This window comes from Prochlorococcus marinus str. MIT 0912, assembly GCF_027359595.1.
Lineage (GTDB): Bacteria > Cyanobacteriota > Cyanobacteriia > PCC-6307 > Cyanobiaceae > Prochlorococcus_B > Prochlorococcus_B marinus_C.
Genome location: NZ_CP114783.1, coordinates 1,656,318 through 1,675,196, shown reverse-complemented (window position 1 = coordinate 1,675,196; position 18,879 = coordinate 1,656,318). Strand labels below are relative to the sequence as shown.

Annotated in this window: 18 protein-coding genes and 1 tRNA gene; 10 read left to right on the top strand and 9 right to left on the bottom strand. The window is 36.1% G+C overall.

Translation table 11 applies throughout. The annotated features are described in order from the left end of the window. Positions 1-9 precede the first annotated feature (9 nt). Positions 10-2,157: a magnesium chelatase ATPase subunit D gene (bchD, locus tag O5640_RS09565; protein ID WP_269612242.1), complete on the bottom strand. Its 2,148-nt coding sequence runs from the start codon at positions 2,155-2,157 to the stop codon at positions 10-12. A gap of 47 nt (positions 2,158-2,204) precedes the next feature. On the opposite strand from bchD, the gene folK reads away from it, so the two are divergent. The 3 genes from folK to O5640_RS09550 all read left to right on the top strand — a co-directional run bounded on the left by folK (position 2,205) and on the right by O5640_RS09550 (position 4,894). Continuing rightward, a complete protein-coding gene (gene folK / locus O5640_RS09560; protein ID WP_269612240.1) occupies positions 2,205-2,786 on the top strand; it encodes a 2-amino-4-hydroxy-6-hydroxymethyldihydropteridine diphosphokinase in 582 nt (193 codons plus the stop codon). 69 nt (positions 2,787-2,855) lie between these two features. Beyond that, positions 2,856-3,416 carry an NUDIX hydrolase gene (locus O5640_RS09555; protein WP_269612238.1) on the top strand — a complete coding sequence of 187 codons (561 nt, stop codon included), beginning with the start codon at positions 2,856-2,858 and terminating at the stop codon, positions 3,414-3,416. Further along, complete coding sequence (locus O5640_RS09550; protein WP_269612236.1) at positions 3,413-4,894, top strand: cryptochrome/photolyase family protein; 1,482 nt, start codon at positions 3,413-3,415, stop codon at positions 4,892-4,894. The genes O5640_RS09555 and O5640_RS09550 overlap by 4 nt, the downstream gene beginning before the upstream one ends. Before the next feature lies 1 nt (position 4,895). Here O5640_RS09550 and O5640_RS09545 read toward each other — a convergent pair whose 3' ends face one another. Beyond that, positions 4,896-6,065, bottom strand: a complete 1,170-nt coding sequence (locus O5640_RS09545; RefSeq protein ID WP_269612235.1) for a DegT/DnrJ/EryC1/StrS family aminotransferase — start codon at positions 6,063-6,065, stop codon at positions 4,896-4,898. 52 nt (positions 6,066-6,117) lie between these two features. Beyond that, on the bottom strand, positions 6,118-6,738 hold the full coding sequence (locus O5640_RS09540) for a thioredoxin family protein (RefSeq protein ID WP_269612233.1): 621 nt from the start codon (positions 6,736-6,738) through the stop codon (positions 6,118-6,120). Positions 6,739-6,857: 119 nt separating this feature from the next. On the opposite strand from O5640_RS09540, the gene fabI reads away from it, so the two are divergent. The 3 genes from fabI to O5640_RS09525 all read left to right on the top strand — a co-directional run bounded on the left by fabI (position 6,858) and on the right by O5640_RS09525 (position 9,865). Beyond that, entirely contained in the window at positions 6,858-7,640 is a 783-nt protein-coding gene (gene fabI / locus O5640_RS09535; RefSeq protein ID WP_269612232.1) for an enoyl-ACP reductase FabI, read from the top strand. A gap of 30 nt (positions 7,641-7,670) precedes the next feature. Beyond that, positions 7,671-8,282: an imidazoleglycerol-phosphate dehydratase HisB gene (hisB, locus tag O5640_RS09530; protein ID WP_269612231.1), complete on the top strand. Its 612-nt coding sequence runs from the start codon at positions 7,671-7,673 to the stop codon at positions 8,280-8,282. Between the two features lie 89 nt (positions 8,283-8,371). After that, entirely contained in the window at positions 8,372-9,865 is a 1,494-nt protein-coding gene (locus O5640_RS09525) for a carotenoid oxygenase family protein (RefSeq protein ID WP_269612229.1), read from the top strand. Between the two features lie 27 nt (positions 9,866-9,892). Here O5640_RS09525 and rdgB read toward each other — a convergent pair whose 3' ends face one another. Next, entirely contained in the window at positions 9,893-10,483 is a 591-nt protein-coding gene (rdgB, locus tag O5640_RS09520) for an RdgB/HAM1 family non-canonical purine NTP pyrophosphatase (protein ID WP_269612228.1), read from the bottom strand. Then, entirely contained in the window at positions 10,476-11,936 is a 1,461-nt protein-coding gene (locus O5640_RS09515; protein ID WP_269612227.1) for a phosphoglucomutase/phosphomannomutase family protein, read from the bottom strand. Before O5640_RS09515 ends, rdgB begins: the two co-directional genes overlap by 8 nt. 52 nt (positions 11,937-11,988) lie before the next feature. Here O5640_RS09515 and O5640_RS09510 point away from each other — a divergent pair, with 52 nt between their 5' ends. Continuing rightward, a complete protein-coding gene (locus O5640_RS09510) occupies positions 11,989-13,443 on the top strand; it encodes a TM0106 family RecB-like putative nuclease (protein WP_269612226.1) in 1,455 nt (484 codons plus the stop codon). A gap of 15 nt (positions 13,444-13,458) precedes the next feature. Here the strand turns inward: O5640_RS09510 and O5640_RS09505 are convergent, their stop codons facing one another. Both O5640_RS09505 and pyrE read right to left on the bottom strand, forming a co-directional pair. Next, entirely contained in the window at positions 13,459-14,307 is an 849-nt protein-coding gene (locus tag O5640_RS09505) for a folate-binding protein YgfZ (protein WP_269612223.1), read from the bottom strand. After that, entirely contained in the window at positions 14,304-14,885 is a 582-nt protein-coding gene (gene pyrE / locus O5640_RS09500; RefSeq protein WP_269612222.1) for an orotate phosphoribosyltransferase, read from the bottom strand. Before pyrE ends, O5640_RS09505 begins: the two co-directional genes overlap by 4 nt. Before the next feature lie 109 nt (positions 14,886-14,994). Here pyrE and O5640_RS09495 point away from each other — a divergent pair. From O5640_RS09495 to O5640_RS09485, 3 genes are all read left to right on the top strand, one after another. Further along, positions 14,995-15,067 (top strand) — tRNA-Ile (locus O5640_RS09495). Between the two features lie 14 nt (positions 15,068-15,081). After that, a complete protein-coding gene (locus tag O5640_RS09490) occupies positions 15,082-16,350 on the top strand; it encodes a hemolysin family protein (RefSeq protein WP_269612220.1) in 1,269 nt (422 codons plus the stop codon). Between the two features lie 37 nt (positions 16,351-16,387). Next, entirely contained in the window at positions 16,388-17,410 is a 1,023-nt protein-coding gene (locus O5640_RS09485) for a Gfo/Idh/MocA family protein (RefSeq protein WP_269612219.1), read from the top strand. 129 nt (positions 17,411-17,539) lie between these two features. Here the strand turns inward: O5640_RS09485 and O5640_RS09480 are convergent, their stop codons facing one another. Both O5640_RS09480 and tgt read right to left on the bottom strand, forming a co-directional pair. Then, positions 17,540-17,683 carry a photosystem II reaction center protein K gene (locus tag O5640_RS09480; protein ID WP_269604438.1) on the bottom strand — a complete coding sequence of 48 codons (144 nt, stop codon included), beginning with the start codon at positions 17,681-17,683 and terminating at the stop codon, positions 17,540-17,542. Positions 17,684-17,717: 34 nt separating this feature from the next. Next, the gene (tgt, locus tag O5640_RS09475; protein ID WP_269612218.1) at positions 17,718-18,848 is read right to left on the bottom strand and encodes a tRNA guanosine(34) transglycosylase Tgt; all 1,131 of its coding nucleotides are present in this window, start codon (positions 18,846-18,848) and stop codon (positions 17,718-17,720) included. Positions 18,849-18,879 lie beyond the last annotated feature (31 nt).

Below are 18,879 nucleotides of genomic sequence, written 5' to 3'. Positions count from 1 at the left end.
ATACTAAGTTCAGCTAACACTATTAATTGCATCCATTGCAATTGAAGCAATAGCCTGATCACTTGCCTTAGGTAATTGAACATATTTACCTCCAGAAGCCTCAGCCAAGTCTTTACCCATACCGCTTGCAATAAACTTTCTCTCTGTATCAATTACAAGCAATTTTATACCTAGTGACCGATATCGCGAAGCAACATCAAGAACTTCTTGCTTCAAGTCAGGAGGTGTCTCTCCTTCAAGAACTGGTTGACCTAATGAAGTGCTCAATGGAACGTTTCCTCTACCATCTGTAATTGCTACTACTACCACTTGACCGAGATCACCTGTCGCTAAAGCATTTGCGCCTACTCTTGCAGCTTGAGTCAAACCATGTGCCAGTGGAGATCCGCCGCCACATGGCATTGCCTCAAGTCTCCTCTTAGCCGCAGTGATTGATCTTGTTGGCGGAAGCAAAACTTCTGCCTGATCCCCTCTAAAAGGTATGAGAGAAACTTCATCTCTGTTTTCATAAGCTTCGGTTAGCAAACGAATAACAGCTCCCTTTGCACTTTGCATTCTATTAAGAGCCATTGAACCACTTGCATCAACCAAGAAGATTACTAATGCTCCTGCTTTCCGCTGCAATAATTTCGCTCGCAAATCCCCTTCCTCAACTATGACTTTTCTATTTGGTTCTCTTTCCCTTCTGGCTTTCTGATAAGGAGCCGCAGCTCTCAGAGTTGCATCAACTGCAATCCTTCTAACAGGACCTCTTGGAAGAATTGGTTTTACGTATCTCCCTCGATTATCGCTTAAAACAGCTGATCGACTTCCACTATTTCCACTCTTAGATTTAGTCGATGAAAACAACAACAAATCAGGATCAACAGCACATGCTTCTGGATCCAGCATAAATTCCTCTGGAATAGGAGGAGAGGACTCTTCATCTTGCTCCTCTTCCTGCTCTTCTTCTTGATCTTCTTCTTGTTCATCTTTGTCTTCAGAGTCTTCTGGAGGCGGAGGTGGCGGCTGCTGATCTTCAGGCGCTGGGGGCTCCATTTCCTCTTCTGAAGGCATTTGCATTGCCCTCGGAGCTATTACGAGTCTGACTGCCGCTTTTAAATCTTCTGCGTCCACAGAATCTCTACCACATAAAGCGGCATGAGCCTTTGCAACTCTTACTGCATAAAGCTCTGACCTGTGTCCTTCTACACCTCCCCGAATGGCTTCTAAAACTAAGTATTCAATTTGATCTTTACTAATTTGAACATCTGGAAGCCATTGCCTGGCCAACAGTAATTGAGTTGACAAAGATTCTGTATCTTCAGACCATTTCTTAGAAAAAGCTTCACTTGACTGACCATGAGAAATGGCGGACTGAGTTATCTCAACTCTTTGTTCATTTGTAATTAATTGATCTGCAGACAAAACAATTGCAAATCTGTCCAATAAATGGTCCCTTAATGCCCCCTCCTCAGGATTGTAAGTCGCAATCAATAGAGGACGGCATGGGTGACTTAGGCTCAATCCTTCTCTTTCAACTCTATTTTCACCTGCCCCTACTGAACCCAAAAGAAGGTTGACAATACCATCATCCAACAAATTCAATTCGTCTATATACAAAACTCCTCTATGAGATTCAGCTAGTAACCCTGGCTGAAATACTGGGGTTCCACTTGATAATGAAGCTGCAACATCAACAGCACCAACAAGCCTATCCTCAGTTACTCCTAAAGGGACCTGAATGAAAGGCGCAGAAACAACTTTTTTTGGAATATTTTCTAAGTCGTTATTATTTTCAAGATTTCCTATATTTTTTGTAAACAGCTTTTTAGTTAAATCATCCCACTCTCCTGAAAAAGAAGGATCTAAGTTTCTACCTGCTGGATAAATAGTTGAATCATCGTCAGTCTTAACTAATTTTTCTAGATCAATTATTTCAATAGGTGGGAGAAGGGCATGTAAACCTCTAGCCAATACAGATTTCCCTGTCCCTCGACCCCCGGCAATTATTACACCTCCCAAACCTGGATCAACTGCGGCGAGCATTAAAGCGAGCTTCAAAGTTCCATGGCCTGTAATTGCAGCCAAAGGGAAAGCACGATTAGCTCTATCCATGACAGCAATGTCTTTTGAAGCCAAAGACGTATTGTTGTTATTCAATCCACTGGAAACCATAAGGGCGGATAAATCAAGCAAATTTTTAAAAGTCTTTTAATATTCGCATGACTTATGCAAAACAAAAAAAAGAATTGAAACTCGTCATCTCAATAGGCGCAAATATCCCTGGCATTCTTGGAGATCCCATAAGAACAATCGCTGCCATGAGGCCGCGGATAGAAAAAAGCATAATTGAGTGGATTGTTCCTTTGAATTGTCCAAAAATCGACTCTCAAAATATTGATAAGTCTTTATCTTTTCAATGGTCACCTCTTTTTGAGAGCGATCCTCTAGGTGGTCCAGCTGATCAACCTAGATTTATTAATACCGTGCTTGTTGTTGATGGAGAGGGTTTTGCCTCAGTAACTCCAAATAAAAAAGCAGCTATATGTTTGATGAAAAAATTTTTAGAATTAGAAAAAATTGCAGGCAGGAGAAGAGAAAAGACAGAAATTTTTTGGGGACCAAGATCTTTAGATATTGACTTTATCTCTTGGGGCGAACTGCAAATAAATACAGAAATTCTTGTTTTGCCCCACCCAAGATTAAGTGAGAGAAACTTTGTTTTAATTCCCCTTGCAGAGGTTTTATCAAAAGCTCAAGGGAAACTGAAACGAATCAATTCTCAAAACATTTGGCCTGAATAAAATTCGTAACAAAAATCACCAACCTTTTCTAAAAAAATCAGTCATCCTATATCAATACAAAAGAAATGAATGTCTATTCCAGGACCTGAACCCTCAGAAATCATTGAGACGAAAGCTTGTCTTGATGCAAAAAAAATTCGTTTTGAAATTAATAAATTTCTTTTACCAAATTCAATGGAGGGCGATTTTGGGATTATTCGTCATCCAGGAGCTGCTTTAGCAGTCCCCATAACACAATCTGGTGAAGTTATTATTCTTCGTCAATACAGATTTGCTTGCTCAAGAAGAATTCTTGAGTTTCCAGCTGGAACATTAGAAGCAGGTGAAAGCCCACTTGAATCTATTAAAAGAGAAGTTCAAGAAGAAAGTGGTTACGCTGCACGAAGATGGGACAATCTTGGAGAAATGCTTCCTTGTCCAGGATATTCAGACGAAACAATTCATCTTTTCCTTGCAAGAGATTTAACTAAACTTGAGCACAAGCCTGAAGGCGACGCAGATGAAGATATTGAAGTATTGAGAATTCCACCCACCAAGTTAAATGAAATTATTGCAAGTGGAGAAGAATCACTTGATGGGAAAACTATTACTGCATGGTTCAGAGCATGTCAGATCTTGAATGAAAAATGAAAAAGTTTCAATCAATATTTTGGCATAGAAGAGATTTAAGAATTGAAGACAATATAGGTCTATTTGAAGCATCTAAAAATTCAAAAAAACTCATAGGAGTATATGTTTTAGACCCCAATCTTTTAGATCTCAAAAGAACTACATCTGAGGCAAAGAATTGGTTTTTGGGCGAAAGTCTTTTAGAGCTACAAAAGAATTGGGAGCTAAGAGGAAGTTGTTTATTAATATTGAATGGAGATCCTATAAAATTAATTCCTAAATTAGCGGAATTAATCAAAGCTGAATATATTTATTGGAACGAGAATATTGAACCTTATGAAACCAATAGAGATAAACAAGTTGCAGAAAAACTTACAAAAGATAAAAGGAAAGTTTATACTTTTTTAGATCAATTAATTGTCAATCCATATAATATCAAAACAAATAATGATGAGCCTTACAAAGTATATGGACCTTTTTATCGTAAATGGATTAATATAATTAAATCAACCAACGTATCAGATAATAATTTAATAAAAATACCAAAAATAGCTGAAAAGATTATAGGTTTTAATGATAGAGAATTATCATCAATTAAGAACTCTAATTTAAACTACTGCCTTACCAGAAAAAGTGAATCTATTTATGATTTACTTTATTCAAATAGATTCAAGAATACCAATCTCTGTCCTTGCACACCAGGAGAATCAGAGTCACTAAAGCAATTAAACTTTTTCATACATTCAGGAATTATAAATTCATACAATCAAGCAAGAGATATTCCATCTTTAGAAAAGACTTCTAATCTAAGTGCTGCTTTAAGTTTAGGTACAATAAGTTGCAGGGCAGTATGGAATGGGGCTCAAGTATCAAAAAACATGACGACTGATGATTACAAAAGAAATTCTATTGATACCTGGATAAAGGAACTTGCTTGGAGAGAGTTTTATCAAAATGCTCTCATTAATTTCCCAGAGCTTGAGAAAGGTCCATACAGGAAAAAATGGTTAGATTTTTCATGGCAAAATAGAGCTGATTGGCTGAATGCGTGGGAGAATGGATTGACAGGTATTCCAATAGTTGATGCTGCAATGAGACAACTTAAGGGTTCCGGATGGATGCATAATCGATGCAGAATGATTGTTGCTTCTTTTCTAGTAAAAGACCTTTTAATTGATTGGCGATTGGGAGAACTTTTCTTCATGAAAAACCTAGTTGATGGTGACTTAGCATCAAACAATGGAGGTTGGCAATGGAGTGCTAGCAGTGGAATGGATCCAAAACCTATGAGAATATTTAATCCTTTTAGACAAGCTTCTAAATTTGACGAAGATGGTAATTATATACGAAAATGGATCCCTGAGTTATCACACATTTCGACGCCTAATTTACTTTCAGGTGAACTAATTTCTGCGGAGAGAAATGGCTATCCAAAACCTATAATCAACCATAAAAATCAAACTTCCATATTCAAAGAATTATATTCAAATATTAAATAGCTTATCTTTTAAATATTTCTTTTATTTTGTCAATTATATATGATTGCTCAATAGTTTTCAATTCAGGGAAGATAGGTAAACTAATAACCTGATTACATACTTTTTCAGTAACGGGAAGAGACCCTTCTTTATATCCTAATGCTTTATATACAGGTTGAAGATGTATAGGTATTGGGTAATAAATTATTGTATTCACTCCAAGTCCTTCAAGTTCAGTTTTAAATAGATCTCTACTCAGACTATCAATAACATCATCGGAAGAAAATTTTATATTTTTAACAAACGAATTGTCCATTATTCTTATTGCAAATTGATTCCAAGAATGATCAGAATTATTGATCAAAGTATTAGATGGTAATTTAATTGACTCTATAGTTGATAACTTGTTTATATAGTTGATTGCTATTGCTCTTCTTTGCTCGACCCATTTATTTAATCGAGATAACTTAACATTTAAGATTGCAGCTTGTAATGAATCAAGCCTACTATTATATCCAATATTTGTATGAAAATATCTCTTTGGCATCCCGTGAATAGCTAATTCCCTAATTGTTTTTGCCAGATCAAAATCATTAGTAGTTATGGCTCCTCCATCTCCTCCTGCACCTAAATTTTTAGTAGGAAAAAAACTAAAACAACCTATATCCCCATAACTTCCTACGGGTTTACCTCGCCAATGAGCACCAGCCGCTTGCGCACAATCTTCTATAACCTTTATATTTTTGCCTTCAGCAATTGCCATTATTTTATCCATATCTAGTGGATGGCCAAACAAATGCACAGGCAAAATAGCTTTTGTTCTAGGTGTTATTTCTTTTTCTATTAAATCCAGATCCATAAGATAATTTTCAGGATCAATATCTACAAAAACCGGCTTAGCTCCAACACTTGTAATTGCTTCTGCAGTAGCAAAAAAACTAAATGATGAGGTAATCACCTCATCACCTTTACCAATATTTAGTGATCTTAAAGCAAGAATTAATGCATCAGTTCCACTATTACAACTAACTGAGTAAGCAGTTTCTGTAGCTAAAGCAAAAGCTTTTTCGAAGGAAGTCACCTCTTCTCCTCCAATATATTTTCCGCTTCTAAAAACCTTTATTAAAGCTTCTTCAATCTCTTCTCCAATTTCAGAAATTTGAGCTTCAAGGCTAAAAGGAGGTATTTGCATAACTATTTAAATTAAGTTGCAACGATGAACAATCAAAAAGAAAATCATTAATTCATCCAAACCACTCAGGCTCCATACCAGGATGCCATTTGATGTTGCAACCAATAGAAGGTTTTTGATTAGCTGAAATATCTTCTCCATTTAATAATGATCTAAGTGCTAGACGAATATCATCACCAGAAACAGGTATTTCATTACCAGGACGACTTCCGTCCATTTGTCCCCTGTATCTCAATGTTGAGACTCCATCTGGAGAAGGCCAAAAAATATAAAAATCGGGCGTACATGCCGCTTTAAGCGCCTTTGCTAATTTTTGATCAGAATCAAATAAATAAGGGAACTTCCATCCCAGTTGATTAGCTTGATTGGCGAGGAATTCTGGCGAGTCTTGCGGGTGTGTTTTCACGCTATTGCTAGAAATAGCCAAGAATTGAACGTCATCACCAAAAGAATTGAATAAATTTGTGATTCCACTTTCTACATGTTTAACAAATGGACAATGAGCGCATATGACCATCATCAACAATGGTCTTTTTGTTAATTCAAAACTACTGATATGACTAAGACCTTTTAAAGAATCATCCGGAGAGAGGTTCACGCCTGAAACCACACCTAACTCAAAGGCAGGTAATTGAGTTCCTAATGGAAGCATTGTTGAGGCTGTTCGAACCATGATTCTTATACTTTTGTGGGTTAATGGATTAAAGAACTTTTAACTATATATTCATTTAACTATGAGTCTTAGCCCTAAATAAGGGACAATTAGTAATACTAACCAAATGAGTCCGAAAGATGCTTCTCGATCTTAGTGGCAAAAAAATCCTTGTTACAGGAATAGCAAACAACAGATCAATTGCCTGGGGCATTGCACAACAGTTAAAAGCAGCTGGAGCTGAACTAGGAATTACATACTTACCCGATGAAAAAGGTAGATTTGAAGCAAAAGTAAAAGAACTTACTTCTCCTTTAAATCCAAGCCTGTTCTTACCACTTAATGTTCAAAACTCTTCTCAAATTGAGGAAGTTTTTGAAGCCATTAAAAATCAATGGGGACAGATTGATGGATTAGTTCACTGTCTAGCCTTTGCAGGGAAAGAAGAATTAGTAGGTAATTACAGTGCAACTTCTTCAGAGGGATTCTCAAGAGCCCTAGAAATCAGTGCTTACTCGCTCGCCCCACTTTGTAAATATGCAAAACCTCTTTTCAGTCAAGGTGCAGGAGTAGTCACCTTGACTTATTTAGGAGCAGAAAGGGCTATTCCCAATTACAACGTAATGGGAGTTGCTAAAGCAGCGTTGGAGGCATCCGTTAGATATCTTTCGGAAGAACTTGGTCCTGAAAATCAGGTTCGAGTTAATGCTATTAGTGCTGGACCAATAAGAACTCTCGCGAGTTCAGCTATTGGAGGAATTCTGGACATGATTCATAACGTCGAAGAAAAGGCTCCCCTCAGGAGAACCGTTACTCAAATCGAGGTAGGTAATACCGCTGCTTTCTTGCTTAGCGATCTTTCGAGTGGTATATCAGGACAAACTGTTTATGTTGATGCAGGTTATTGCATAAATGGAATGTAATTTCAAGCCAACTCCAATTGCCAATCAAATATGAAAAAAACAAGAGAAGGAGAGATTAGCCGGAAAACCAAGGAAACTGACGTTTTTGTGAAAATTGATCTTGATGGTTCTGGAAAATGCATTGCAAATACAGGGATTGGTTTTCTAGACCATATGATCCAACAATTATCTAGTCATGGATTATTTGATATTGAAGTAAGAGCTAATGGAGATACTCACATAGACGATCATCACAGCAATGAAGATGTTGGTATTGCTATTGGACAAGCCCTGTCAAAAGCATTAGGTGATCGAATTGGAATAAAACGCTTTGGTCATTTTTCAGCTCCGCTTGATGAAGCTCTTATTCAAGTTGTGGTTGATTGTTCAGGTCGACCACATTTAAGTTTTAATTTAGATATTCCTTCTCAAAAAGTGGGAACTTATGATACAGAGTTGGTTAAAGAATTTTTTGCTGCTGTTGTGAATAATGGTGGGTTAACTCTCCACATCAGACAATTGGCGGGAAATAATACCCACCACATAATTGAGGCTACTTTCAAATCTTTTGCAAGAGCCCTTCGGATGGCTACTGAAATTGACCCTAGAAGGTCAAGTCAAATTCCAAGCAGTAAAGGAGTTCTTGAACAGGCTGGTAAATAAAAACTCCTTATTTAAATAAATCATTTTGACCTTGAGCTCGCAAAAGTAAGAAGTTTAAGCGAAAATCAAGTTTCAATCTAAGAAAAATAGTGGCAGTTAGTTACTTAAAAAGAGAAACATCACCACAGCAAACCATCTTCAGCAAAGAAGATTGGTCTAGTGCATATTGCAATGTTGAAAAAGAATTAGATCACGCTGAACTCAAACTGGTAAAAGGGTCTATTCCTGAGCAAATTTCTGGTACCTTTTATCGAAACGGACCAGGCAGATTAGAAAGAGGCGGAAGATGGGTCCATCATCCATTTGATGGAGATGGCATGATTGCTGCCTTCAAATTTAAAAATGGGAAAATAAGCCTCACAAATCGTTTTGTACGCACAAAGGAATGGGCAGAAGAAGAAAAATCACAGAATTTTCTATATAGAGGTGTATTTGGAACTCAAAAAAAAGGAGGGATATTAGCTAATGCTTTTGATGTAAGGCTAAAAAATATTGCCAATACTCACGTAATAAAACTTGGAGATGATCTACTAGCTTTATGGGAAGCATCCAGTCCATATTCACTTAATCCAAATACCCTTGAGACCAATGGTTTATCTGATTTAAAAGGAGTTTTAAAAAAAGGTGAGGCATTTAGTGCTCATCCAAGATTTGACCCTGGCCATCATAAAAGCCAAAGAATGGTAACTTTTGGGGTGTCTACAGGTCCTAAAAGCACAATTAGATTGATGGAGTTTTCCACAGAAGGAGAAAATATTGGTTCTCTTTTAAGTGATAGAAAAGATTCTTTTAATGGATTTGCGTTCTTGCATGATTTTGCCATAACTCCAAACTGGGCAATATTTCTGCAAAATGCTATTAGTTTTAATCCTCTCCCGTTCCTACTTGGACAAAAAGGAGCCGCACAATGTTTGGCTTCCAAACCAGATGGGACTCCAAAATTTTTATTAATTCCAAGAGACGCTGGCAAATTTTCTGGTCAACCTCCAAAAACAGTTAATGCTCCCAAGGGTTTTGTTTTTCATCATCTAAATGCATGGGAAGATAATGAAAAAATCAATATTGAAAGTATTTTTTATGATGATTTTCCTAGTATTAAGCCAGAGGATAATTTTAGAGAAATTGATTTTGATCTTTTACCAGAAGGAATTTTGAAAAGAAGTGAAATCAATCCAATAGAAAATACATTTAACTGTTCAACCATAAGCAATCAATGTTGTGAATTTGCAATGGTCAATCCTCATTTCGAAGGATTAAAGGCCCGCTTCAGTTGGATGGCAACTGCGGAAGAGAAAGAAGGTAATGGGCCACTACAAGCTATAAAAAAAATCGATTTATCTAACAATAAAGAAATAAGTTGGAGTGCTGCTCCTAAAGGTTTTGTAAGTGAGCCTATATTTATTCCATCCCAAGGATCAAAATCTGAAGAAGACAATGGATGGATTGTTGCATTGGTTTGGAATAGTATTAGATCTGGAACTGATTTAATACTCCTTGATTCTAAAGATCTGACTGAAAAGGCTATTCTTGAAGTTCCAATTTCAATTCCACATGGATTACACGGAAGCTGGGTTGAAAATTAAAAACCAAAAGTTTTGCAAAAGGACAAACTACATTTTTATAGAAACCAATAGTTTTTTCAATTCTGGTATGAGCAATTTGAATGCATTCCCCCTGTGACCAATGTGCTTTTTTTTCTCGTGGTCCATTTCCGCATAAGTCTCACCTAATCCAGAAACTTCAAAAATCGGATCATAACCAAACCCTTTTTTCCCTTTTGGGGTAAAAGTTATTAGACCTTCACAAAAGCCTGAAACTTCTATCAACACTTTTGACCCACTAGCTATACATAATGCACATTCAAATTTAGCTTTTCTATTTTGAAAAGGTTTTAGCTCCGCTAATAGTTTTTCAATTCTTTCCTTATCCGAATTTGCATACCTAGAAGAATAAATACCCGGAGCCCCTCCAAGAGCCTCAACACTTAACCCAGAGTCGTCAGCAAGAGACAAATAACCTGTCGCTTGACTAACAGCAATGGCTTTGATTCTTGCGTTTTCCATAAATGTATTCCCTGTTTCCTCAATCTCACATCCAACAGGTTGAGTCAATAAATCAAATGGAAAATCCTCTAAAAGTTTTTTAAATTCTCCGATTTTACCTTCATTGCCACTAGCAATTACTAGAGGGAGATTATCCAAAACTATGATCTATAAGTTGCTTTGCATAATACAAAGTGGAAGTAACTTCTGCAGTGGAAGGGGCTTCACAATAAATTCTTAAAAGAGGCTCAGTTCCAGAGAAGCGGAACATAAGCCAATGACTTTTATCAAGTACAAGTTTTATTCCATCAGTTGAAACAACCTCTAAAACTGATTTATGACCTATTGAAGATGGAGTTTTCTGTTTTAAAAATTTTTCCAAGTTCCTTCTCATCTCCATATCTTTGAGAGTTAAATCAATACGTTCAAAATGACTCTCGCCAAAACGAGCATGAAGAGAATCTATTTTCTCACCTAAACATTTACTATCAGCAACTATTGACTCCATCAAAAGCAAAGCGGTAAACAAAGCATCACGCTCTGGCAAATGATGTCCAAATCCAACTCCCCCTGACTCCTCTCCTCCAATGAGAACTTCTCTTGAAAGCATTTCTTCAGCAATATATTTAAACCCAACTGGCTTCTCGAGCACTTCTCTCCCCAAGTCTTCCGCAACCAATCGCATCAAGTCCGAACCGCTTACAGTTTTAACAACACAACCTGACATGTTTTTGAATCTTGCTAGATGATCTATAAGAACAGGCATTAACAACTGTGTATTGCAATATCTACCTTTTTCATCTATCGCTGCAATTCGATCTCCATCTCCATCAAAAACTATGCCCATAGTCAACTTACCTTCTTTGAAAGAATCCTCAACTTCTTCTATTAATTGCGATAGGTAACCCTTCATAGGTTCTGGAGGGTTACCACCAAAACAAGGATCTCTTTTTGTTCTTAACTCATAAATAAGCTCATCACTATCAGAGCCAAATAATTCAGACATGCACCCCGCTGCAGATCCATGCATTGGATCAACAAAAATTTTCACACCTAATTTTCTTAAGCCATTAGCAATCAAAGGCATGTCAAATTTCTTACTAATCCCCAATAGATGTTGTTTTCGAAAATCAACTCTCTGGGTTAAGTCTTCGACGGGAATTGATATTCCTCCAGCATCTAATCTTTTTTGAACGGAATCGGTGAAAGAGCTATCAACTGAGCCTCCAAAAGGACCTTTTATTTTCAAACCCAACCATTCGCATGGGTTATGACTTGCTGTAATCACAAGTGCACCAAGTGCATTTTCTTCCACTACTCCCCAGCTACAAGAGGGAGTTGGCAGCGCAGAAGAAGACAATAAAGGTACTAAATCTACTCCTCTAACTGCAGATGCAACCGCCTCAGCCATCTCCTCTGCGAGAAAACGTCGGTCATAACCAATGATTATTTTATTATTTTTTTTCTCCTTCACATAAGCAAGCTCCTGAGCTGCTGCTGCTGCAACTTTAAGTAATCTTTCCAAAGTGAAATCAACGCCTAATATTCCTCTCCATCCATCCGTTCCGAAAGAAATTTCCTCTTTAGCGAGATTCAACTTTTTCTTTTTCATCTTTATGTTGGCGAAACTTTGTTCTTGAATAAATTCAGATTAATCTCTAAGTATGAAATGTAATAAATCCAAACCAATTAATGATCACCTTTTAAGGAGTTGGATTCGATGCAGAAGAAAAGCGTGGCTCGAAATTTATGGTGATAAACAAAAAAAGTTGTGGACCGCTCATAGCACACTTCAATTAAATCATCAAATAGAATGCTTTCATAATCTCTCACAAAAAAGTTATGGGATAGGAATTCAAGCGTGTGAAGAGGGGAAAAACATCGCCTATGGGGTCAGACTTAAATATCCTCTTATTAAAAATAGAATTATCAAAGGAAATTTACCGATCCTAAAGAAGACATCAGGAGAAAGTATATGGGGTAATTTTTCTTACCAACCAGTTTTAGCTAGGCAAGGAAAAAAAATCACAAGAGAGCATAGATTAATACTTGCAATGAAAGCTTTATTAATCAATAACTTACAGAAATATCAAGTCGAAAAAGGGGTGATATTACACAAAGAAAATAAAATCATCAAAGTCGAAAAGATAAGATTAAGTGATAAAATTAATAAAGAATTAATCGATTCATTATTAAATCTAGAGAAAGATATTGAATCAAAAACTCCTCCACCCATAACTTCTAATAGAAAAAAATGCACAATATGTTCATGGAGAAAAGATTGTGATGCTGTATCAATCAAAGAGGGAAGTCTAAGTGAAGTTAGCGGAATTGGAGCAAAAAGAGAACTTTTATTAAATAAAGTTGGCATTAATAGTATAGAAGAATTAGCGAAGATTAAGCATTATAAATTAAAGGAAAAGCTTGAAAGATTTGGCACACAACATGGTGATATTTCCAAACAAATTATTTTACAATCGCAATCACAAATTAGAAACAAGGCAATCAAAATAAATTCAGAAATAACACTTAATAATTTAAAGGAAGCAAAAGGCTTATATATTTATGATATTGAATCTGACCCAGATATTAAACATGATTTTTTACATGGATTTATTCGATTACCAAAAAATATTAAAGACGAAATAAGTTTAGAAAAAACTAAATATTCACCATTACTTAATCTTGAAAAAAATACTGAAAGTTTTCTCTGGGAAAGAATAACGAAAAAATTAAGTCTTAATAAAGACTATCCCATTATTCATTATGGTGAAACAGAACCAATATCTTTACTAAAGCTGGGATTAAGTCAAGGGGCTAATCCACATGAAATTGAAGCATTAAAAAAAAGATTTATTGATATACATTTATTAATTAGAGAATGCTGGTGCCTTCCAGTAAGAAATTATGGTCTTAAATCAATCGCAGAATGGATTGGATTTGAATGGGAAAAAACTAATGTAGATGGAGCTAGAGCTCTTTTATGGTGGAGACAATGGAAAAAATCACGTAAAATAAACAAAATGTATTCTAGGAATTTAAATTCAATTTTTGAATATAATCGTGATGACTGCATAGCTACCTTAATGATCGCGAAGTGGTTAGTAGATCACGAGTGAGAATATCGCAATAGATTAAAACGGATTAGTAAAAGATATTGTTTTTTTGATAGTTATAGAGTTACCATTTTCAGAAAAACAAAAATCCTGATCAAGAAAATTTCTCTTAATTAATGCCAGTCCATTAAAAAAATTATCTTTGCCCCTAATTGAAGAAGTAATAAATCCTAAACTTTTTTTTAATCCTTGTTCTTGATTAGTGCTAAAAAATTTTTTACCAATATCAAACTCATTAGATTCTCCATAAGCTTCCCAATAACGAAGTTGACATTTTAGAGATTTAGACCTAAACAACCTAGCCATTGCCTCTTGACCTAGATAACAGCCTTTATCAAGATTTATAGTATCTGCTAATCCTAATTCATAAGGATTTGTTTCTCCATTTATCTCTCTATCAAAGCTGGGGATTCCTTGTCTTATTTTCCAATTTTCCAATTCTTGTTTAGTAGCTTTTGTAGAATTACTTATATCTTCTAGAATCAAATCATTATTATCAATCCAACTAAAATTTGATTTCTTCCATGAATTATTATTATTTATTTCTTGTCTTCTTCTGATTGGATCTATAACTTCTAACTTAACTTTATCTGCTGGAAATATCACTGCTTCAAATCCATCTCTTATAGAATTAATTTCACCACTAATAATAACTATCTCAGCCGTATCTTCTGAAAGTCGAATTTCCAATATAGCTTTTAAAGATCCAATGGTTGATAGCCAACAACTCATGAATATTCGGTCTAGTTCTTTGTTAGCAAAAACATCAGCGGTTGTTTGACCATGCAAGAAAGCAGCAGCACCTTCCCCTTTTAGAAGTAATGAGGGAAATGTTTCATCCCAAATCAATGGTTTAATCTTTGTCATTTCAAACTTTTAGCTCTCTCAACAATTTCTTTTAAAAAGAAAAGACTATTTAAATTTAAATCAGCTTTAGACATTGCATCTTCTCCACCTTCTTCTCTATCGACTATTGCTAGTACTTGGTTAATTAAATACCCTTCACTTCTAAGTTTTTCAACAGCTTTTAAAGAAGATCCTCCAGTGGTAACAACATCCTCTAAAACGGTAATCAAAGAACCTTTTGGAGGCAAAGGTCCTTCTAGCCATGCTCCCGTCCCATGACCTTTAGCTTCTTTTCTTACTATTAAACCGCTTAGATTAATACCTGATTGAGCCGACAACATTACAACTCCACTTACTAAAGGATCGGCACCCAAAGTCAATCCAGCTACTCCAATATCTCTTTCATTTATTTGGTTCAAGAACAGTGAGCTTATCGATAAGAGACCTGGACCTGATAAAGAGACCGGTTTGCAATTGACGTAATGAGAACTTTTTTTTCCGGAAGCCAAAGAAAAATCTCCATACCTATAAGCTTTTTGAGCTAATAATGTTAAAAGATTTTCTTTGATTTCATCTAAGGGAGGATTCAATGGGTTCATATCTTTATATGCAAGTTTAATTATTAAACATCTTGGTGGGATTAGATATATATTTACTTTAGGCAAACTAATTAACTATTATCAAAAAAAGTTGTGGTTCTGCTTTTTTGGGGGTGTAGCAATCTGGTGAATGCAGCGAACTCATAATTCGCCTTAGGCGAGTTCGATCCTCGCCACCCCCATAAAAAAATTATTAATGAGTTTATTACTTCTTTGTATTTTGCTTGTGATACCTGCATTTTTCAATGCAGGTCAGTTTGCTATTTTGCGACTTCGTTCAACTAAGGTTCAAAGACTAGTAGAAGATGGATTACCTGGTTCAAATTCGATAATTCGTCTGCAGAAAAGGCTAAGAAGAACTCTTTTAATAGCAGAGTTAGGAATAACTATTTCATTGATTTCAATAGGCTGGATTTGTAAAAATTTCGCAAGTCAATGGTGGGGAAAAAATGCTTCAATTAACTATTTTTTAGACCTAATACTTTTTATTACTGTTGTACTTTTAGCCACTCTAATATCTGGTCTTCTTCCAAAAGCACTTGTTCTTAATCAAACAGAGACTGCTGCCCTCAAATTATCACCTCTTATTGAAGCAGCCATAAAATGGATGTCACCATTCCTTTCTTTGCTAGAAGGACTTGCTTTATTAATTCTTAAATTATTTAGACTCAATACTCAATCAGAAAGTCTAACTACAGCTGCATTCTCCGCAGGAGAATTAGAAAAATTAATTGAAACTGGTGGAGTAACAGGATTAAAGCCTGACGAGAGAAACATACTTGAAGGTGTTTTTGCACTGAGAGATACACAAGTCAGAGAAGTAATGGTTCCAAGATCAGGGATGGTTACCCTTCCAAGAGAGGTTTCTTTCACTCAAATGATGGAAGAAGTTCACAAAACGCGTCATGCAAGATATTTAGTAATTGATGATTCCCTTGATAATGTTCTTGGAGTGTTGGATTTAAGGCAACTTGCTGATCCAATAGCCAAAGGAAAAATGCAAGCCCACACATCTTTAGAGCCTTATGTAGAGCCAGTTGTTCGTGTTTTAGAAACTTCTACTTTGGCTGAATTATTACCGCTTATAAAAAATGGAAACCCACTGCTTTTAGTTGTTGATGAATATGGAGGAACTGAAGGATTAATAACCTCAGCAGACTTAACAGGTGAAATTGTTGGAGATGAGATTCAATTTGATAATAAAGAATCTGAGCTAAGACCTATTGATGACTTAAAAAAAATATGGATTACTTCTGGCGAGATAGAAGTAATAGAACTAAATAGAGAACTTAAACTTGCATTACCAGAAGCTGATGATCATTACACGCTTGCGGGATTTGTTTTAGAAAAGCTCCAAGAAATTCCCAACTCAGGAGAAACGTTGGTTCATAATGAAATCATATTTGAAATCATCTCCATGAAAGGTCCGAGAATAAATAAAGTAAAAATAACCCTTCCTAAATAATTTATAAAACAGTCAATTTATTAATAATAAAAAAAATATGAAAACAATCTCCAAGATCAACGAAAATATTATTCCCGTAAAAGTTGGTGTAATAGGGATTGGGAATATGGGATGGCACCACGCAAGAGTACTCAGTCTTCTCAAAGATGCTGAGCTAGTCGGAGTTGCAGATTTAGACGAAGAACGAGGTAAATTAGCGATGGAGCAATTTAATTGCAATTGGTATAGAAATTACAAGGATTTATTACATCAAGTAGAAGCTGTATGTATTGCTGTGCCTACATTATTTCACCAAGAAGTAGGACTAGAGTGTCTAAACTCCGAAAAACATGTATTAATTGAAAAACCCATAGCAGCAAATAAAGAAGAAGCCGCATCTTTGATAAATGCTTCAAATAAAGCGAAAAAGTTATTACAAGTTGGCCATATAGAAAGATTTAATCCGGCTTTCAGAGAATTAACAAAAGTAGTTGCTAATGAAGAAGTTGTAGTTCTTGAAGCTAGAAGGCATAGTCCTCATCCCGAGAGAGCTAATGATGTTTCAGTCGTTTTGGACTTAATGATTCACGATATTGATTTAGTTATTGAACTTGCAAATTCAAAAGTGATAAGGCTTGCTGCAGTTGGAGGATGCAGTGGGGAAGGACCCATGGATTACGTTAATGCGACCTTAGGTTTTCAAAACGGTGTGGTAGCAAGTCTGACTGCAAGCAAAATGAGCCACAAAAAAATTAGAAGTTTGAGTGCTCATTGCAAACAAAGTCTTATAGAAACAGATTTCTTAAATCACAATATTCACATCCATAGAAAAGCACATGAATGGTATTCAGCTGATCACGGGGAACTTCTTTATAGGAATGATGGTTTTATAGAAGAAGTAAGTACAACATCAATTGAGCCACTATATGCAGAGCTAGAGCATTTTCTGCAATGCGTTAGGGGTAAGGAGAAACCCGCTGTTGGAGGGCTTCAAGCTTCTAGAGCACTTCACCTGGCTGATTTAATTGAGAAAGCCGTCTCAATGCCAAGTGAAGACATTTTGCTTAAAAAAGGGATTTAAAATAAAACTTATCAAATCTTAAAAGCAAAATTTCTGACCGATTTTTTAATTCGGTCAAAAATTTTATTTTGTTAAGAACCTCTAATAGATTACTTAAATTGTAAAAAACCAGGAATAAAAACTTCGTTTTTAACGAAAGCCAACCGCTGCTTGCCAAACAAAAACAAGCAGAAAGAAGAAAAGAGGTATAAGCGGAAGTACATCCACTGTTGGTGCAAAAGCCTGGTAAGCAACCGGAAGTTCAGCAAGCAAGTCGAGATTAATCAGTGCCATCCCTAAGAAATAATGGACGTATTAAGCACGCACGCTACCACGTATGACGCGCTTTAGAGTCACTCTGCCATGGAGCGAAATCCTCTGAAAAACATCCTTCCACAATTGCTTGCCTCATAGCACCTGTAAAACGGATCAAATGAGTGAGATTATGCAAACTCAAAAGCGTTAGACCTAGCAACTCTTTATTGCGAATTAAATGATGAATATATGCCCTTGTATATCCAGTACAAGCTTCACAAGGACAAGATGAGTCCAGTGGTCTGAAATCGTCTTTAAAGCGTGAATTTCTTAAGTTCCATGTCTCACCATTCACCAAAGCACTTCCATGCCTTCCCAAACGCGTAGGGATTACACAATCAAACATATCTACTCCATTGGCCACGGCTATGGCCATTTCTCGCAATGTGCCTATTCCCATAAGATATCTTGGTCGATCTTCAGGTAATAGAGGGCAGGTTTCTCGCACAATCTTGTGCATTTGATCTATGGGTTCACCTACACTCACACCTCCTATAGCGATTCCAGGCAAATCAAATTCTGAGACGATTTTTGCACTCAATTCCCTTAAATGAGTGAAACACCCCCCTTGAACTATTCCAAAAACTGCTTGATCATCTTTGTCATGAGCATTTAGGCACCTCTCCAACCAATGATGAGTTCTTTTACAAGCATCCTCAACGTCTGATTCGCTTGCTGGATAAGGGGGGCATTGATCAAAAGCCATTGCGACATCGGAACCTAAAGCTATTTGAATTTCTATAGCTTTTTCAGGAGTCAAAAAAATCTGTTTACCATCTCTTGGACTTTGAAAAGAAACCCCTTCATCATCAATTTTATTTAACTTTGCCAAACTAAACACTTGAAAACCTCCTGAATCAGTAAGTATTGGCTTTTCCCAACTCATAAATTCATGTAGACCCCCTGCCTCTTGAACAATCTTTTCGCCAGGTTGCAGATGAAGATGAAAAGTATTTGCAAGAATCATTTCTGCTCCTGTTTTCTTTAGCTGTTTAGATGTAACGCCCTTGACTGTTCCCAAAGTCCCCACTGGCATAAATCTAGGAGTATTTACAATTCCATTTGGTGTTTTAAAAGAACCAACACGAGCTAGTGTCGAATTGCATCTGCTTTTTATTTGGAAATCAAAGAAGGGCTTTTTCAATTATTCCTAAAAATTCCATAACTTAAACTAG

Coding starts and splice junctions, on each gene's coding strand:
- bchD (WP_269612242.1), bottom strand. CDS start 2,157: ATGGTTTCCAGTGGATTGAATAACAACAATACGTCTTTGGCTTCAAAA.
- folK (WP_269612240.1), top strand. CDS start 2,205: ATGACTTATGCAAAACAAAAAAAAGAATTGAAACTCGTCATCTCAATA.
- O5640_RS09555 (WP_269612238.1), top strand. CDS start 2,856: ATGTCTATTCCAGGACCTGAACCCTCAGAAATCATTGAGACGAAAGCT.
- O5640_RS09550 (WP_269612236.1), top strand. CDS start 3,413: ATGAAAAAGTTTCAATCAATATTTTGGCATAGAAGAGATTTAAGAATT.
- O5640_RS09545 (WP_269612235.1), bottom strand. CDS start 6,065: ATGCAAATACCTCCTTTTAGCCTTGAAGCTCAAATTTCTGAAATTGGA.
- O5640_RS09540 (WP_269612233.1), bottom strand. CDS start 6,738: ATGGTTCGAACAGCCTCAACAATGCTTCCATTAGGAACTCAATTACCT.
- fabI (WP_269612232.1), top strand. CDS start 6,858: ATGCTTCTCGATCTTAGTGGCAAAAAAATCCTTGTTACAGGAATAGCA.
- hisB (WP_269612231.1), top strand. CDS start 7,671: ATGAAAAAAACAAGAGAAGGAGAGATTAGCCGGAAAACCAAGGAAACT.
- O5640_RS09515 (WP_269612227.1), bottom strand. CDS start 11,936: ATGAAAAAGAAAAAGTTGAATCTCGCTAAAGAGGAAATTTCTTTCGGA.
- O5640_RS09510 (WP_269612226.1), top strand. CDS start 11,989: ATGAAATGTAATAAATCCAAACCAATTAATGATCACCTTTTAAGGAGT.
- O5640_RS09505 (WP_269612223.1), bottom strand. CDS start 14,307: ATGACAAAGATTAAACCATTGATTTGGGATGAAACATTTCCCTCATTA.
- pyrE (WP_269612222.1), bottom strand. CDS start 14,885: ATGAACCCATTGAATCCTCCCTTAGATGAAATCAAAGAAAATCTTTTA.
- O5640_RS09490 (WP_269612220.1), top strand. CDS start 15,082: ATGAGTTTATTACTTCTTTGTATTTTGCTTGTGATACCTGCATTTTTC.
- O5640_RS09485 (WP_269612219.1), top strand. CDS start 16,388: ATGAAAACAATCTCCAAGATCAACGAAAATATTATTCCCGTAAAAGTT.
- O5640_RS09480 (WP_269604438.1), bottom strand. CDS start 17,683: ATGGCACTGATTAATCTCGACTTGCTTGCTGAACTTCCGGTTGCTTAC.